Annotated in this window: 19 protein-coding genes; 7 read left to right on the top strand and 12 right to left on the bottom strand. The window is 59.7% G+C overall.

The window, feature by feature from the left end:
- Positions 1-6: 6 nt before the first annotated feature.
- From AC6CIA_RS16915 to prlC, 6 genes are all read right to left on the bottom strand, one after another.
- Positions 7-1,779, bottom strand: coding sequence for a GMC family oxidoreductase (locus tag AC6CIA_RS16915; RefSeq protein ID WP_498313587.1), 1,773 nt, complete (start codon positions 1,777-1,779; stop codon positions 7-9).
- 14 nt (positions 1,780-1,793) lie between these two features.
- The gene (locus AC6CIA_RS16910; protein WP_498313585.1) at positions 1,794-2,540 is read right to left on the bottom strand and encodes a gluconate 2-dehydrogenase subunit 3 family protein; all 747 of its coding nucleotides are present in this window, start codon (positions 2,538-2,540) and stop codon (positions 1,794-1,796) included.
- Positions 2,541-2,784: 244 nt separating this feature from the next.
- The gene (locus tag AC6CIA_RS16905; protein WP_498313679.1) at positions 2,785-3,438 is read right to left on the bottom strand and encodes a M3 family metallopeptidase; all 654 of its coding nucleotides are present in this window, start codon (positions 3,436-3,438) and stop codon (positions 2,785-2,787) included.
- Positions 3,439-3,479: 41 nt separating this feature from the next.
- A complete protein-coding gene (locus AC6CIA_RS16900) occupies positions 3,480-4,793 on the bottom strand; it encodes a M3 family metallopeptidase (protein ID WP_498313583.1) in 1,314 nt (437 codons plus the stop codon).
- A gap of 123 nt (positions 4,794-4,916) precedes the next feature.
- Positions 4,917-5,189: a YheV family putative zinc ribbon protein gene (locus AC6CIA_RS16895; protein ID WP_410019953.1), complete on the bottom strand. Its 273-nt coding sequence runs from the start codon at positions 5,187-5,189 to the stop codon at positions 4,917-4,919.
- On the bottom strand, positions 5,186-7,237 hold the full coding sequence (gene prlC / locus AC6CIA_RS16890) for an oligopeptidase A (RefSeq protein WP_339529534.1): 2,052 nt from the start codon (positions 7,235-7,237) through the stop codon (positions 5,186-5,188). The genes AC6CIA_RS16895 and prlC overlap by 4 nt, the downstream gene beginning before the upstream one ends.
- Positions 7,238-7,338: 101 nt before the next feature.
- On the opposite strand from prlC, the gene AC6CIA_RS16885 reads away from it, so the two are divergent.
- Both AC6CIA_RS16885 and AC6CIA_RS16880 read left to right on the top strand, forming a co-directional pair.
- Positions 7,339-7,881 carry a gamma carbonic anhydrase family protein gene (locus AC6CIA_RS16885; RefSeq protein WP_498313581.1) on the top strand — a complete coding sequence of 181 codons (543 nt, stop codon included), beginning with the start codon at positions 7,339-7,341 and terminating at the stop codon, positions 7,879-7,881.
- Complete coding sequence (locus AC6CIA_RS16880) at positions 7,878-8,537, top strand: HAD family hydrolase (RefSeq protein WP_498313579.1); 660 nt, start codon at positions 7,878-7,880, stop codon at positions 8,535-8,537. Before AC6CIA_RS16885 ends, AC6CIA_RS16880 begins: the two co-directional genes overlap by 4 nt.
- Positions 8,538-8,618: 81 nt before the next feature.
- On the opposite strand, the gene AC6CIA_RS16875 is transcribed toward AC6CIA_RS16880, so the two are convergent.
- Positions 8,619-9,662, bottom strand: coding sequence for an aminopeptidase (locus tag AC6CIA_RS16875; protein ID WP_498313577.1), 1,044 nt, complete (start codon positions 9,660-9,662; stop codon positions 8,619-8,621).
- Positions 9,663-9,766: 104 nt separating this feature from the next.
- Between AC6CIA_RS16875 and AC6CIA_RS16870 the strand changes: the two genes are divergently transcribed.
- Positions 9,767-10,195: a PA0061/PA0062 family lipoprotein gene (locus tag AC6CIA_RS16870; RefSeq protein ID WP_498313575.1), complete on the top strand. Its 429-nt coding sequence runs from the start codon at positions 9,767-9,769 to the stop codon at positions 10,193-10,195.
- On the opposite strand, the gene AC6CIA_RS16865 is transcribed toward AC6CIA_RS16870, so the two are convergent.
- Positions 10,196-10,435, bottom strand: a complete 240-nt coding sequence (locus AC6CIA_RS16865) for a DUF1161 domain-containing protein (RefSeq protein ID WP_084378414.1) — start codon at positions 10,433-10,435, stop codon at positions 10,196-10,198.
- A 161-nt stretch (positions 10,436-10,596) separates the two neighbouring features.
- Positions 10,597-11,028, bottom strand: a complete 432-nt coding sequence (locus tag AC6CIA_RS16860) for an OsmC family protein (RefSeq protein ID WP_084378413.1) — start codon at positions 11,026-11,028, stop codon at positions 10,597-10,599.
- A gap of 209 nt (positions 11,029-11,237) precedes the next feature.
- Here AC6CIA_RS16860 and AC6CIA_RS16855 point away from each other — a divergent pair, with 209 nt between their 5' ends.
- The gene (locus tag AC6CIA_RS16855) at positions 11,238-12,239 is read left to right on the top strand and encodes an LLM class flavin-dependent oxidoreductase (RefSeq protein WP_498313573.1); all 1,002 of its coding nucleotides are present in this window, start codon (positions 11,238-11,240) and stop codon (positions 12,237-12,239) included.
- A 58-nt stretch (positions 12,240-12,297) separates the two neighbouring features.
- On the opposite strand, the gene AC6CIA_RS16850 is transcribed toward AC6CIA_RS16855, so the two are convergent.
- On the bottom strand, positions 12,298-12,522 hold the full coding sequence (locus AC6CIA_RS16850; protein WP_498313571.1) for a DUF1161 domain-containing protein: 225 nt from the start codon (positions 12,520-12,522) through the stop codon (positions 12,298-12,300).
- Positions 12,523-12,636: 114 nt separating this feature from the next.
- Positions 12,637-12,852, bottom strand: a complete 216-nt coding sequence (locus tag AC6CIA_RS16845; RefSeq protein WP_084378411.1) for a dodecin — start codon at positions 12,850-12,852, stop codon at positions 12,637-12,639.
- Positions 12,853-13,007: 155 nt separating this feature from the next.
- Here AC6CIA_RS16845 and AC6CIA_RS16840 point away from each other — a divergent pair, with 155 nt between their 5' ends.
- On the top strand, positions 13,008-13,334 hold the full coding sequence (locus AC6CIA_RS16840) for an ElaB/YgaM/YqjD family protein (protein WP_102618190.1): 327 nt from the start codon (positions 13,008-13,010) through the stop codon (positions 13,332-13,334).
- 8 nt (positions 13,335-13,342) lie between these two features.
- On the opposite strand, the gene AC6CIA_RS16835 is transcribed toward AC6CIA_RS16840, so the two are convergent.
- Positions 13,343-14,239: a LysR family transcriptional regulator gene (locus AC6CIA_RS16835; protein ID WP_498313568.1), complete on the bottom strand. Its 897-nt coding sequence runs from the start codon at positions 14,237-14,239 to the stop codon at positions 13,343-13,345.
- A gap of 114 nt (positions 14,240-14,353) precedes the next feature.
- On the opposite strand from AC6CIA_RS16835, the gene trpB reads away from it, so the two are divergent.
- Positions 14,354-15,595, top strand: a complete 1,242-nt coding sequence (trpB, locus tag AC6CIA_RS16830) for a tryptophan synthase subunit beta (protein WP_339529543.1) — start codon at positions 14,354-14,356, stop codon at positions 15,593-15,595.
- Positions 15,595-16,404, top strand: a complete 810-nt coding sequence (gene trpA, locus AC6CIA_RS16825; RefSeq protein WP_498313566.1) for a tryptophan synthase subunit alpha — start codon at positions 15,595-15,597, stop codon at positions 16,402-16,404. Before trpB ends, trpA begins: the two co-directional genes overlap by 1 nt.
- Positions 16,405-16,618: the final 214 nt, after the last annotated feature.

Genomic DNA, 16,618 nt, shown 5'->3' with positions numbered 1-16,618 from the left:
CGCTCCTTATGCCTGAACCAGCGGGCCGGGATTTTTCAGGTACTGCTCGCGAATTGCCCTGGCCGACCAATAGGTCAGCGCCGCCACCAGGCCTGTAGGGTTGTAACCCAAACCTTGTGGGAATGCGGACGCTCCCGGAACAAACACGTTATGCACATCCCAGCACTGCAAGTAACGATTCACCGCGCTGGTTTTCGGGTCGGTGCCCATGATGGCGCCGCCATTGAGGTGCGTGGTCTGGTAGGACGCGGTGTTGAAGTGGTCACCGACCTTCTTGCCCAACACAGCAATGGACTTGGGGTTCATCGCTGCGGCGATCTTGCCCATTTTCTCGACCATGAAGCGGTTCATCTTGATGTCGTTTTCCTGCCAGTCGAAGGTCATGCGCAGTAACGGCAGGCCATAGGAATCGCGGTACACCGGGTCCAGGTCGAGGTAATTACCCCGGTAGGATTGATGCGCGCCGTGGGCGTCCATCGACACTTGGTGGGTGTAGTAATCCGCCGTGGCGCGCTTCCACGCGCTGCCCCAGGTCGGTGTGCCGGGTGGGGTTGAAGCGCCGGCAATCGGTCGATTACCCGCCTGGTTGACCCACATCGGCGAACCCCCGACGAAACCGTGGGGACCGTGGTCGAAGTTGTCCGCGTTGAAATCATCCACCGCCACGCCATTGCCGCCGGCGCCAATGAAGTTATTGGTGTGCACGTCTTTATCGAAATAGGCCTTGATCGTGGCCATGTTCTGGTAAGCGAAGTTCTTGCCGACCACACCTTCACCGCTGATCGGATCGTAAGGCTTGCCGATCCCCGAGAGCAGCATCAGGCGCACGTTGTGGAACTGGAAGGCACCGAGGATCACCAGATCCGCGGGTTGTTCGATCTCGCGGCCCTGGGCGTCGATATAGGTCACGCCCGTGGCCTTGCTCTTGGTGCTGTCGAGATTGACCTTCAGCACGTGGGAATTGGGCCGCAGCTCGAAGTTCGGCACCTGCCTCAGGGCTGGCAGGATGTTCACGTTCGGCGATGCCTTGGAATACATGTAGCAGACATACCCACTGCAAAAACCGCAGAAATTGCACGGTCCCATTTGCGCGCCGTAGGGATTGGTGTAAGGGCCCGAGGTATTGGCGGACGGCAGGTTGTAAGGTTTGTAACCGACATCCGCGGCAGCCTTCTGGAACAACTGGGCCGACACGGTATTTTTCTGCGCGGGCAACGGGAACGGGTTGGAGCGGTCCGGCGCATATGGGTTACCGCCACGACCTTCGCCCACGCGCTGTCCGTTGACGGTCCAGGCCTGGCCGGAGGTGCCGAAGACTTTTTCGGCGTAGTCAAAGAACGGCTCCAGCTCTTCGTAGCTGACGCCGAAGTCCTGGATGGTCATGTCCTCGGGAATGAAGTTTTTCCCATAGCGTTCTTCGTAGTGGCTGCGCATGCGCAGCTCGATCGGATCAACCCGAAAGTGCACACCCGACCAGTGCAGGCCCGCGCCGCCCACGCCAGTGCCCGGCAGAAAGGCGCCCAACTGACGGTTGGGCAAGGCAATGTCATTCACGCTATGGCGAATGGTCACGGTTTCCTTGGAGATGTCCTGGAAGAGTTTTTTACGAATGCTGTAGGTCAGTTCATCGATCACTTGCGGATAGTTGCCGTCCGGGTAAGTGTCCTGCATCGGGCCGCGCTCCAGCGCCACCACGTGCAGGCCCGCTTCGGTCAGTTCCTTGGCCATGATCGCGCCGGTCCAGCCAAAGCCGACGATTACCGCATCGACTTTCTTCATGATATTCGCCACGTTTACGCCCTCTCGCCACGGATGGAAACAGCCGGGAAGGGGTATTGCTCGTTGCGTTCAACCCAATCCATGAAATCGGCGCGTGCGCCGGGGAAACCGATCAGGGTCCAGCCAACCATGCCTTTGTTGCCACCATGAATCGGGTCGCAGAAGAACCCTTCCTTGGTGTTTTGCAGCAACAGGTTGAAGAACATTTTTGGCGGGACGGCGTCGAAATGCGCGGCAGTTTCGCTGCCGCCCGCTTCCAGGCGCCTGAGCAAGTCATCCTGGGTAGCGCTGTCTTGTGCAGCAAAAACCTTACCGTTGAACGCCTTCGACCAAGCATCCGTGGCCGCGATACCCAGGCGATAGATCTCCTTGGGCACCAATTTGCTCTGCCAACCCATCTCGGGCGGCGCATCGGCATTGAACGGACCTTGCATGAACCACCGGGCGCCGCTGGCGTAAGGCGTGTTCATCTGACGATCGATATATTCCGCCGCACCGGCTTCCAGGGCGCCCGGGCCTTGGGCATCAGCGGGAATCAGGCGAGCCACCGCCGCATTGATAAAGGCCCACTCTTCGGCGGTGAAATAACTCGGTTCATAGGCCTTGTCGCTGGCGGGCACCGGGCTGGCTTGCGCGGGTTCAGGCGTTGCCATCAGTACCGAACCGCCCAGGCCGGTGCTGGCGACAGTGACCACAGGGATCAAGGTCAAGGATTTGCGTAGGAAATCACGCCGGGGATTGTCTCGATCTTGATCAGACATGGTGGCACCTCATCATGTGGTCACGGGTTTATCAGCCGCTTCAAGGAGCGGCTTGTCGTTTTGGCAGCAAATTGGATCCAAAGGACCCAAGGGGTAGAACATAACAGCAATCAATAGTTACAAATGATAGCAGGCTAAGCATCCCAGAATCGATTCAGCCGGGAAAACTCAGCAATCATGCGGTTTTTTTGCGATGGGCCCGACCAAGAGCAGGCTCAGTAGAGCGGACAAAAACGCCTGCCCGCTAGCCCAAGGCGGCAGGTCTCACCCCGAGAAACGCTTGCAATGAGTCGAGCAGTGAACGCGAATTTCCCGGGGCCAATACCGCCTCGCGAAAAGCACGTCCGGTCTTCGGGTTGAATAAGCCTTCGTTCAGAAATCGCTGGAAAGCTTCTTTCGCGAGAACGCCTGACCATCGGTATGAATACAGATTGGCCGCATAGCCTTGCATGATGTGCGTCAATTGATTGGCCGGCCGTAACCCCGACAATCCGTCAAGATGACCGACTCGCGCCACCGCGTCGTCGAACACTTGCGTGATGCGCTGTCCATCGCCCCAGGTTCTGTGCAACTCGAAGTCGAAGAGGGCATCCGTCAGCAACTCCGCCGTGTCCCAACTGGCCTGGGTGGAAATATACGTCAGTTGCTTGCGCGCCAGATCGTGCGGCAAGTGCGCGCCGGTCTGGTAATGACGAGACAACCAGACGAGTACTTCCGGCTGGAAACACCACAGCTCCAGAAACTCACCGATAAACTCCGCGGTATCACGTCCGTAGCTCGACATACCAGAAAGCCCGCGGTTTTCAGCCGTCGTCAGAATGTGCTGCAAGCAATGCCCAAACTCATGCAGCAGGATTCTCAGGCGCATGTGGTCAAGTAAACAGGGTAGGCCGGGCATGCCTTGCAGAAAGTTACACTGCAAGACCGCGATCGGACGACTCAACAAACCTTCTGCATCGATGTGTCGAGCACGCAGGCCAATCGTGTTGGGCCCTGTTCTGCTCCGGCGCTGGCAAAAGGCTCGAAAAACACATACCCGATGACCGCGTCGTATTCCCTCACCTCAAACAACCGAACCGACGCGGTCCACGTGTCGAAATCCGTGCGTTCGACGAACTGCACGTCAAACAATCGCTGGAACAGTCCACACAAACGCACGAGCGTGTCATCCAACGTAAAGTACTCACGGATCTGTTCCGGCGAAACACCTGCAACTTGCTGACGAATCTTTTCTGCAAAAAAACCGTAATCCCACAGCTTCAAGTCGAAGACCCCGTGGGACGCAGCCACCGCCTGGAGCTGCAGGCGGTCGCTGGCAAAGGTCGATTGCTCACTTGCCAACTGCGTCTGGAAAAAACTCTGCACCTGCTCGACGGATCCCACCATCTGATCCTCAAGCGCCAATTGGGCAAAGTGTTCATAACCCAACAACCGTGCTATCTCATGACGCCCGTCCAGCACCACCCTCAAATGGTCGCTATTGTCGTACAACCCGGCGTGCGGCCCGACATCAGACGCGCGGCTGAAAGACGCTTCACACACCTCCTGACGCAGCGCGCGGTTCTCGGCGTTTGCGATAAACCGCCGAAACGTTTCGGCGTCCAGCGTGACCAGCCATCCCGTCAAACCCTGGGCATGCGCCTTCGCCGCCAGCGCCTGCTTGAGGCTGGCGGGGATGCCCTCCAGCAACGTCTCATCCTCGACATGTTTGCTCCACGCGGCCGTCGCCTGGACCAGTCGATTGGAAAACTCGCCTTCCAGCAATTCGTTGGCCAGCCTCAAGTGCGTCAAGCGGTCACGCTCGACCTGCGACAAGGAGAGACCTGCTCGATGAAACTGCGACTGAATCTTTCCCAGGAGGCGTTGACGTTGCGCGTCGAAAAGCGCCGCGATCGGGCTCGCAGCCAACTGTACGTAGAGTGCGTACAGCTGCGGACTGCCCATCAGTTCGGCTCGATAGTCGTTCAACCGCCCGTGAAAGTCGCTGGCGGCGCTCTGCCATCCGTCATCCACATCAGACGCATCCAGCACCGTGACGACGCCCTGGGCAAGGTCGAGGCGGGCGTGGATGTCATCCATCGCCAGCACCAAGTCGTCCCAGGTCGGGAACAGTGTCTGGGTTTGAATGATTTCATCCACCTGGCGGCGGCTCTCGACAATCAGCGCCTCGGCAGCCGGCGCCAAATGTTCGGTGCGCACTTGCGAAAACGGCGGAAGGTCAAACGTCTGCAATAACGGATTTTGTACGGGCATGGGGGCGATCCTTTTCGTCCTGGGACTGGAACGCAAAAGTCTAGGAAGAACGCACCCCGGCAAAGCCGTATCTATGTACATCGTCTCGCGCCAGGGCGGCGCAAGGACGATGACCTACTGCAGTCAGTCTTTTTTCAGCTTCGGGTTAGGGAAAAACTGCACCGTCTGCACCTTGGCATCCGGCGCTTTCAACGCCGAGGTATTGACCCGCGTGCCCAGTTCCTTGGGTACTGAAAGACCTTGTTCATTGAGTGTGTCGGAATAACCGCAGGCCACACATTCGCGGTGCGGCACGCTGTCTTCATTCCACATCATCAACTTGTCCGGCTCACTGCACGCCGGGCAGACCGCGCCGGCGATAAAGCGTCGTTTGGTAATCACAGGCCCTTCACTCATGCTGCCGCGTCCTCACTCAGGCCGCTGTGACGCAAGAGTGCGTCAATCGACGGCGCCCGTCCGCGGAAGTCGACGAACAGCACCATCGGCGCCTGGGATCCACCCCGGGCGAGGATCGCTTCACGGAACGCGCGACCGGTTTGCGCGTTAAGCACGCCTTCCTCTTCAAATTTGGAGAACGCATCCGCCGAGAGTACTTCGGCCCACTTGTAGCTGTAATAACCCGCCGCATAACCACCGGCAAAGATATGCGCGAAGCTGTTGGGGAAGCGGTTGTAGGCGGGCGGGCGCATCACCGAGACTTCGTCGCGCACGCCTTCGAGCACCTGCAACACACTGCGGCCATCGCCGTGAGTGGCATGCAGCTCGAAATCGAACAGCGAAAACTCCAACTGACGCACCATCATCAGGCCAGACTGGAAGTTCTTCGCCGCGAGCATTTTTTCCAGCAGGTCCTGGGGCAGCGGTTCACCGGTCTCGTAATGCCCGGAAATCAATGCCAGGCCTTCCGGCTCCCAGCACCAGTTCTCCATGAACTGGCTCGGCAACTCCACCGCGTCCCACGCCACGCCATTGATGCCGGACACGCCCGCGTGTTCCACACGGGTCAGCAAGTGATGCAGACCGTGGCCGAACTCGTGGAACAGGGTGGTGACTTCGTCGTGGGTCAGCAGGGCAGGCTTGCCGCTGTCGGCCGGGGTGAAATTGCATACCAGGTTGGCCACCGGGCTTTGCAGTGCGCCATCAGCCGTGCGACGACGGTCGCGGGCGCCGTCCATCCAGGCACCACCGCGCTTGTTGGCGCGGGCGTACAGGTCGAAGAAGAAGCGGCCGACATGCTCGCCGTTTTCCTTGATTTCGAATAGCCGGACATCCGGGTGCCAGGTGTCAAAACCTTTCTGCTCGGCGATTTCGATGCCATACAGCCGCTGGACGATAGCGAACAGGCCGCCCAGCACTTTATCGATCGGGAAGTAGGCGCGCAAAGCTTCCTGGGACACGCTGTAACGTTGCTCACGCAGTTTTTCGCCGTAGAAACCGCTGTCCCAGCTTTGCAGGTCCGCGCAGCCCTGTTCGGCGGCATACGCCTTGAGCTGTTGCAGGTCCTGGGTGGCAAATGGCTTGCTGCGCTTGGCCAGGTCGCGCAGGAAGCTCAGTACCTGATCGCTGGACTCGGCCATTTTGGTGGCCAGACTCAGTTCGGAGAACGAGGCGAAACCCAGCAACTGGGCAAGCTCCTGACGCAGATCGAGGATCTGTTCCATGATCGGGCCGTTATCATTCTGACCAGCATTCGGGCCTTGGTCCGACGCACGGGTGCAATAGGCGGCGTAGATTTCCTCGCGCAGTGCACGGTCGTGGGCGTAGGTCATCACCGCGTAATAGCTCGGGAATTCCAGGCTAATCAACCAGCCGTCGAGCCCCTTGGCCTGGGCCGCGGCAGCCATTTGTGCCTTGGCCGAGTCGGTCAGGCCGGCGAGCATGGCTTCATCGGTGACGTGCTTGGTCCAGGCCTGGGTGGCGTCCAGCAACTGGTTGGAGAATTTGCTGCCCAGCTCGGAGAGTTTGCTCTGCACTTCGGCGTAGCGCTGCTGTTGCTCCGGCGGCAAATCAATGCCCGACAGACGGAAATCACGCAGGGCGTGTTCCAGGATGGTTTTTTGCGCCACGTCGAAATCGGCTGCCGCGGGACTGTTGGCGAGGGCTTCGAAAGCCTGGAACAGCTCGCGATTCTGGCCCAGCTCGGTAGAGTAGGCGCTCAAGGCGGGCAGGCAGGCTTCATAGGCTTCGCGCAACTCGGCGCTGTTGCACACGGCATTGAGGTGACTGACCGGGCTCCAGGCGGCACCCAGGCGATCGTTGAGTTCGTCCATGGCCAGGACTAGGCCGGCCCAGGTCGGATTTTTTCCCTGGCTTTGCAGGATGCCTTCGATGGCGACACGGTTGTCGGCGAGGATCTGTTCGATGGCCGGCTGGACGTGCTCGGCACGGATCGCCGAGAACGGCGGCAGGTCGTAGGACTGCAAAAGAGGGTTGTTCGCGCTCACGGTTGGCACCTTGGCTGGAGAAACAGGTAAGACAAAGATGGGGCCATCTTAATTACAATCAACACCCACCGCAGCTATCAGCAGAAGAGAGAGAGGCTATCGTGACCCTTCGCACCTATCAGAATCACACGCCGGCCCTGGCCGCCGGGGCTTTCGTCGACGCGTCGGCGGTGGTGATCGGCGATGTCGAGATCGGCGCGGACAGCTCGGTCTGGCCGCTGACGGTGATCCGTGGCGACATGCACCGCATCCGCATCGGTGCGCGCACCAGCGTGCAAGACGGCTGCGTGCTGCACATTACCCATGCCGGACCGTTCAACCCTGACGGTTTCCCGCTGCTGATCGGGGACGACGTGACCATCGCCCACAAAGTCATGCTGCACGGCTGTACGATCGGCAGTCGGATCCTGATCGGCATGGGCAGCATTGTGATGGACGGTGCCGTGGTGGAGGACGAGGTGATTATCGGTGCGGGCAGCCTGGTGCCGCCCGGCAAGAAACTCGAGAGCGGGTTCTTGTATGTCGGCAGCCCGGTGAAGCAAATCCGCCCGTTGACTGACAAGGAGCGCGCCTTTTTCACCTACAGCGCCGCGAACTACGTGAAGCTCAAGGACCTGCACCTGGCTGAAGGGTTCGACCAATGAGCCTGCCTTACCACACCATTCTCTTCGACCTCGACGGAACCCTCACCGACCCACGGGAAGGCATCACCCGCTCCATCCAGTTTGCCTTGGGCAAACTGGGGATCGACGAGCCCGACCTGACTCGCCTCGAGCACTTTATCGGACCGCCGCTGTTGCAGGCCTTCATGCAGTTCTATGATTTCGACGAGGCCAAGGCCTGGCAAGCGGTGAACTTCTATCGCGAGCGCTTCAAGGTCACCGGGCTGTATGAAAACCGGGTGTTCGACGGCGTGATGCCGTTGCTGCAAGACCTGAACAGCCAGGGCCGGCAACTGTATGTGGCCACCTCCAAGCCGTGGGAATTTGCCCGCGAGATCGCCCGGCATTTCGATTTCGCCAAGCATTTCAAGCTGATCTACGGCAGTGAACTGGACGGCACGCGCACCAATAAGGTGGAGCTGATCGCCCACTTGATGCGCGAGGAAGGCCTGGACCCCGCCACTACCTTGATGATTGGCGACCGCAAACACGACCTGATCGGCGCCCGCAGCAATGGCCTGGATGCCGCGGCGGTGGGGTATGGGTTTGGCAGTTTTGAGGAGTTGAGCGCCGAGGCGCCGACTTGGCACTTTGAGACATTAGCCGAGCTGCATCAGGCGTTTTTGCGGCGCCCTTGAGACTGTCTTCGCGAGCAAGCCCGCTCCCACCTTTTGATCGGTGTATGCAGGTCAAATGTGGGGCTTGCTCGCGAAGAGGCCCTAAAGACCAAGACTCCCCAACTGCCTTAACGCCGCCTTGCGCTGCTCTATCGGCAACCGGCCCAATTGTTCCACCGCGCTGTAGAACTTCATCCAATCCCCGCCTTGCTGCTGAAACAATGCTGCAAACGCCGGCACCCATTGGTCGTACAGTCCAAACGGCAACAGCCGCGCATTGTTCATCGGTTGATTGATCCAGGCGTCATAACGCTTGTCGCCGGCCCACTGACTGTCACGCAGCTGGCGGTAGTCGCTGCGCAAACGTTCGAACTCCGCCTGCTTGGCCCGGCGCATTGCATCGGCCGCTAAAGGCTGCGCGTAGAGCGTTTCCAGGCGTTTGCGGGTGTCGAGGATCAAGCGGATAAACTGGTCGCGCTGCTGCAACGCGGCCTGACTGGCCGGCGCAAGGCCACGGGCTGCACGCCATTGCCGGGTACCTTCCTGCTCGACGAAGGTGGCAAACGACTCATTGAACTCGGTGTCGTCCTTCACATAAACACGCTGGTGGGCCAGTTCGTGAAAGATCAGCGTCGCCAGTCGCTCTTCGCCCCACGCCATCATCGAACTCATGATCGGATCATTGAACCAGCCCAGGGTGGAATAGGCTTCAACCCCACCGATCGACACGTCCATGCCGCGTTGCTGCAACAACGCGGCCTGACCCCGCGCCGCGCCCTGGCTGTAATAACCGCGATAAGCCACGCAGCCCGCAATCGGAAAGCAATGGTTCTGCGGTGACAGTGAAAATTCGTAGGTGGCGAAGAGATTCCAGACGACGTAGGGTCGCCCGATGTCGGCATACAGTCGGTAACTCTGGTTATCCGGCAAGTGCAGTTGCCGACTGGCAAAAGTACGTGCCTCCTGGGAATGAACCAAGTGCTCGCGCAGCACCTGAGGCCGCGACGGATCGGCAATCACCTCGGCCACCGGCACCCGCGCACGCAGCAATTGCCATTGGCCGCTGGCGAGTTGACTGTAATAGCTGACACTGGAACACCCGCCGAGCATCAAACACATCAGCATCGCGCATAAACGCCCGACCATTGCACACCACTCCTGGGTAGTTGGCCTGCCAGATTATCGTGCTTGTAGGGCGTCTGCAGCCATTGGCGCTATGCTCACATCATTCCTACCGGTGAGGACCCGAGATGCGTCAGTTTCTACTTACCCTGGCGATGATTTTTCTCAGCGCCTGTGCTTCGACACCGATTCCCGCGCCTGACCCGCAACAGGCCTGGGTCGATTTTGCCACGCCGACACCCGGCGCCAAGATGGTCATGGCACAACGCCTGGACGGAAAATCCGTGGACGATGGCCGCTACTTCCAGGTGCCACCTGGCAGCCATGAGCTGATGGTGCGTTTCGATTTTGAAGTGTATTCCGGCGGGGGCCTGGGCGGCGGGCTGAGCCAGCCCCGAGACCGCACCTGTTTCATCACCGTGCAATATGACCACTTCGAGGCCGGCCAGCGCTATCGGCTGGAAGGCCGCTCACTGGCGTTTACCCCGAATATCCGGCTGTATGACGCGCAGCGTCAGTTGCTCGCCGAGGAACGCAGCGTCAACTGCCTGCCCTGATCACTCGTCATTGCGCTGGTAGATGATGGTCTTGGTGCCGTTCTCACAGGTGCCGACACGCATGGCCTCATCATGTTTGTCGCCTTCTTCCTTGCTGACAATTTCCAGCGTATAGGAAGGTACCGCGTTGGCCTGGATCTTGACCTCGATCTCTTTCCTGAGCTCTTCGCAGTCTTTCGGGGCGGCCAGCGCTGAGGTGGCCAAAGCACCGCAAATAATCGCCAAGGCAAAACGTTTCATGTGTGAAGCTCCCTAAATGCGCTGCGCACGAGTGTGCGCCATGGCTGCATACTGATGAGACCACACTTGCGAAACGCGAGTTCTGATTTAAAGCAGAACAAAATAACCGGGCGAGGGGATTTCCCCCTCGCCACGGGGACCTGCAAGGTTTACCCAGCGGTTCAGTTAACCAATGTGCCGTCCAGGGTGATGGTCGCGTTGAGCACCTTCGACACCGGGCATCCTTCCTTGGCTTTCTTGCTCAACTCATCGAACTGCGCCTGGCTGGCACCCGGAATCTTCGCCTTGAGAATCAGATGCACGGCGGTGATCGCAAACCCGCCCTCCACTTGATCCAGGGTCACTTCGGCGGTGGTGTCGATGCTATCAGCCTTGAGCCCGGCATCGCCGAGAATCATCGAAAAGGCCATGGAGAAACAGCCGGCGTGGGCCGCGCCGATCAGTTCCTCAGGGTTGGTGCCCTTGCCGCCTTCAAAACGTGCTTTGAAGCCGTAGGGCGCTTCGCGCAGCACGCCGGTTTCAGTCGAGATGGAGCCCAGACCAGTCTTCAGGTCGCCTTCCCAGTGAGCGGATGCTGTTTTCTTGATACTCATAGCTATCTCCCATGCAGTGGTTTTGCGTCAGTAAGGTTCTGAGGATAGAAGCTCTGGCAAAGTTCACCTCATCGGAAAAACCTAGTCATTCAGTAGGAAATTTCGCAGCTGCTATTGAAACTCGGGTATATGCCCTCATTGCATAGAGCATGCACATGAAGCGGCAGGTTTTGGCTCGTCAAATCCTGCCCCCTTGGAGAAGCAGGCTTATGAAACCGCTGTCCGACGTCAAGTTCTCAACCCTCGACCTGGTTCCCGTACGCGCCAACGGCAGTCCGGCGCAATCATTGCGCAACTCCCTGGATCTGGCCCAACACGTGGAACAGTTGGGCTACACCCGATTCTGGGTAGCCGAACACCACAATATGGATGGCATCGCCAGTTCCGCGACTTCCGTATTGCTGGGTTATCTGGCCGGTGGCACCTCGTCCATACGCGTCGGTTCCGGGGGGGTGATGTTGCCCAACCACGCGCCGCTGGTGATTGCAGAGCAATTCGGCACCCTGGAAAGCCTGTACCCCGGCCGTATCGACCTGGGCCTGGGCCGTGCGCCCGGCTCCGACCAGATGACCGCCCGCGCCCTGCGGCGTGAACGCTCCGGCAGCGCGGACGACTTTCCCGAAGACGTCGCTGAGCTGATGGCGTATCTGGGCCCGCGTACCCCCGACCAACGGGTGATTGCTGTACCGGGCACCGACACCAACGTGCCGGTATGGCTGCTAGGCTCAAGCCTGTTCAGCGCGCAGCTGGCAGGCGAGCGTGGCTTGCCCTACGCCTTCGCCTCGCATTTCGCACCGCGCATGATGCATGAGGCGATTCGCGTCTATCGCAATCACTTCAAGCCTTCAGCCGTATTGGACAAGCCCTACGTCATGCTTGGCGTGCCCTTGGTGGCCGCCGATACCGATGAGCAGGCCGATTACCTGGCGACCTCGGTGTACCAACGGATTCTGGCGCTGATGCGCGGACAAAGCCTGGTGCAGCGCCCGCCGGTGAAAACCATGGACGGCCTGTGGCTGCCCCATGAGAAAGACGCCGTCGCCAGCTTCCTCGGCCTGGCAATGGTCGGCAGCCCGGCGAAGATTCGCGCCAAGCTGGAAGTGCTGGTCGAACAGACCGGCGCCGACGAGCTGATCTTTACGTGTGACCTGTACGAGCACGCCGACCGGCTCCGCTCCTACGAACTGCTGGCCCAGGTAATGAAGGGCTGATCATCAGGCACAAAAAAACCGACGCTCCGGCGTCGGTTTTCATGTCTGCCACACGGGATCACCCGCGGTTGTAGACAATTTCCTTGGTACCGCCCTCACAGCTGCCAACCACTTCACCACTGGCGGCTGTGCCCTTGTCCACCACTTCCAGGGTGTAGCCGGAAGCGCCGTTGGCCTGAATCTTCGCGTCAATTTCGCCTTTCAGCTCTTCACACGGCTTGCCTGCCGCCAGTGCCGTGCCCGCGATGCTCAACAAACCTACCGCTAACAGAAATTTGTTCATCCGATACTTTCCTTGCGCTGATCAAAAAAGCGCGCCGACGCGCGTCGCATCGGCGCTCCAAGGTTGTAGCGCAGGTTATGGCAATCAGCCAGCGTGCAAGTTCAACCGACCCGATCAACTATTGGCAATACGAAAGCCCACCTTGATGGTCACTTGAAAGTGCGCGGCCTTGCCGTCCTTGATGTGCCCCCGGGTTTCGGTGACCTCGAACCACTCCAAGTGCTTGATGCTCTTGCTGGCTTCGGCCAAGGCATTGTTGATGGCGTCCTCGATACTGCTGGGGGACGAACCGACCAATTCGACTTTCTTGTAGGTGTGATGATCAGACATAACGTTTCTCCTGAGGGGGTAAATGAAGCCTAGCAGTCAATGCTCTTACTGCTTGTGGCGGCCTTTCCTATCTCAAAGTTCAGATTTACTGCACTTTCTGAAACCGCCGCAGTCGGAATCAACACACGCCACTCAATCACTCCAGGAGAGCCCACATGGCCAACACCTCTTTACGCAAAGCGTCATTGGAAAGCATGGAAGCCGAGATTTCGAGCCTGCTCAAATCCCTTGAGAGCCTCAAGGATGACGCATCGGACGAGTCGCGCAAAACGCTGAAGGCCCTGAAAAGCAATGCCGAGAACGCCCTCAAGCATTCTCGCCATCTGATCAGCGACGCCTATGAAGAAAGCAAAGTGAAAATCCGCGAAACCGGCGTAGCTACCCGGGATTACGCGCAGGAGCACCCGTGGACTACCGCCGGCGTCGCCGTTGGCGCGCTGGGCCTGCTGGCCGCTTACCTGCTGTGCAAACGCGGTAACTGATACACCGGCTACTCCGGCTGGCGCTCAAGCTCGGCCTTGAGCCATTGCGCCAGCTGCCGCGCGCGCCCGTCCGCGGCGCGCTTGGGTAGCCACAACGCCAGTTGCGCCGGGGTTTCACTGAAACCCCACGGCGCAACCAGGCGTCCCGCCCGCAGATCCTCCGCCACCAGCGGCTGCGGCGCAATCGCAACACCCAGGCCCGCCACGGCCGCCTCCAGTAAATAATACAAATGCTCGAAACCCTGACCGTATTTCAACGCGCCAGCCTCGATTCCATGCTGTCGCGCCCAACTGGGCCAGGCTTGCGGGCGTGAAGTGGTGTGCAGCAGAGGCTCCTCCAACAGGGCATCGGCAGAGGTTTTACACAGGCGCTCATACTGCGCAAAGCGCGGGCTCAACACCGGACCGATCCGTTCGCTGGCCAGCGCGTACACTTGCATATCCGCTGGCCAGGGCGGCTCGGCAAATACCAGCAGGGCATCCAGCCCCGGGCGCCGAGGATCAAGATCGCCTTCTCCCGCCGACAGGTGCAAGCGCAAGTCCGGCAAGTCCGCATTCAAACGGCCCAGGCGCGGAATAAACCAGCGCGCCAACAAACTGCCTGAGAGACCCAGCACAAACGGCGCATCGGCGCTGCTTTGGGACAGTTCGCCACAGACGTCGCGTAAACGCTCGAAAGCCTCGTAGCTGGCGTCTCGCAAGCGCGCGCCGGCATCTGTGAGTTTAAGGCCGCGTCCTTCCTTGACGAAAAGACTCAGTCCAAGGTGTTCTTCCAAGACTTTCAACTGTCGGCTGACGGCGCCATGGGTAACATGCAATTGTTCCGCAGCCTGGCTGACGCTATTGAGCCTGGCGGTGGCTTCGAACGCGCGCAGGGCGTTCAGCGGGGGAAGGTCTCGGCTCATGGTATTTGTGAGTTTTCCTGACAGGTTGCAGCGATCTTATCGGTTTTCACAGCCTAGCGTCAGGGGTAGAGTGACGGTCATTGCTTCTCCCCCATTCTCTTCCTGGAGCGCCCCATGACTCAGTCCCAGACCGATTTACGCAACGGCCCTGACGCCAACGGCCTGTTCGGCGCGTTCGGCGGCCGCTACGTGGCAGAAACCCTGATGCCGTTGATCCTTGATCTGGCCCGCGAATACGAAGCAGCCAAGGTCGATCCGGCTTTCAACGAAGAACTGGCCTACTTCCAGCGCGACTACGTCGGACGCCCAAGCCCGCTGTACTTCGCTGAACGCCTGACCGAGTTCTGTGGCGGCGCCAAGATCTACCTCAAGCGCGAAGAGCTGAACCACACCGGCGCGCACAAGATCAACAATTGCATCGGGCAGATTCTGTTGGCGCGGCGCATGGGCAAAAAACGCATCATTGCCGAGACCGGCGCGGGCATGCACGGTGTGGCCACCGCCACCGTCGCCGCGCGTTTTGGGTTGCAATGCGTGATCTACATGGGCACCACCGACATCGAGCGCCAACAGGCCAACGTGTTCCGCATGAAGCTTCTGGGCGCCGAAGTGATCCCGGTGGTCGCCGGCACCGGCACCCTGAAGGACGCGATGAACGAAGCCTTGCGCGATTGGGTGACCAACGTCGACAGCACCTTCTACCTGATCGGCACCGTGGCTGGCCCACATCCTTATCCCGCGATGGTGCGCGACTTCCAGGCTGTGATCGGCAAGGAAACCCGCGACCAGATGCAAGCCCAGGAAGGGCGCCTGCCTGACAGCCTGGTGGCGTGCATCGGTGGCGGCTCCAACGCCATGGGCCTGTTCCACCCGTTCCTGGATGACACCAACGTGCAGATCATCGGCGTTGAAGCGGCCGGTCATGGCATCGAAACCGGCAAGCACGCCGCCAGCCTCAACGGCGGTGTGCCCGGCGTACTGCACGGGAACCGTACCTTCCTGTTGCAAGACGACGACGGTCAAATCATCGATGCGCACTCGATTTCCGCCGGCCTCGATTACCCCGGCATCGGCCCTGAGCATGCGTGGTTGCATGATATCGGCCGCGTCCAGTACACCTCGGTGACCGACGACGAAGCCCTCGCAGCCTTTCACCAATGCTGCCGCCTGGAAGGGATTATCCCTGCGCTCGAAAGCGCCCACGCCCTGGCTGAAGTATTCAAGCGCGCACCGAGCCTGCCCAAGGATCACCTGATGGTGGTCAACCTCTCAGGCCGTGGCGACAAAGACATGCAAACCGTGATGTTCCACATGGAACACTCTGAGCAAGCACAATCCCAGCAGGAGAAACACTGATGAGCCGCCTGCAAACGCGCTTTTCACAACTCAAGGAACAGAACCGTGCCGCCCTGGTGACCTTCATCACCGCCGGCGACCCGGGTTATGACACCTCGCTGGCGATCCTCAAGGGCTTGCCGGCGGCCGGTGCCGATGTGATCGAGCTGGGCATGCCGTTCACCGATCCAATGGCCGACGGGCCGGCCATCCAACTGGCAAACATCCGCGCGCTGACCGCCAAACAGAACCTGGCGAAAACCCTGCAAATGGTGCGTGAGTTCCGCAAAGACAACAACGACACGCCATTGGTATTAATGGGGTATTTCAACCCGATCCATAAATACGGCGTACCGCAGTTTATTGACGACGCCAAGGCCGCCGGGGTCGACGGCCTGATCGTGGTCGACATGCCGCCCGAACATAACGGCGAACTGTGCGATCCGGCCCAGGCCGCCGGCATCGACTTTATTCGCCTGACCACACCGACCACTGACGATGAGCGCCTGCCGACCGTACTGAACGGCAGCTCGGGGTTTGTGTATTACGTATCGGTCGCCGGTGTGACCGGCGCCGGTGCCGCCACCCTGGAACACGTCGAAGAAGCCGTGACCCGTCTGCGTCGCCATACCGACCTGCCCATCAGCATCGGCTTCGGCATCCGTACACCGGCACAAGCGGCGGCCATTGCGCGCTTGGCGGACGGGGTAGTGGTGGGTTCGGCACTGATCGATCACATCGCCAATGCCAGTGATGACACGCAGGCGATTGATGGAGTGTTGAGTTTGTGCGCAGCGTTGTCGGAAGGGGTGCGTAACGCGCGTAAGTAAGCGGTGCGGGTAGGCGGTTGCCGAGCCCTCGCGCTGCGAACTAAGCCGCTTGAGAGGGGATTTCGAACTTGGTTCGAAGTCCCTTTTTTGTGGGTGGTGTACATATCCGTTGCTGCGGTAGCGGCTGATATAGGTTCCCCTGTGCTCGACCCGTGTGGGTTAACGGGGCGCTCAAGATCAAACCGTCTTCTGTAGGAGCGAGCTTGCTCGCGAA

The organism is Pseudomonas sp. GQ91 (genome assembly GCF_059758795.1).
Note: the sequence above shows the minus strand (reverse complement) of the source record. Positions and strands in the feature narration are given on the sequence as shown.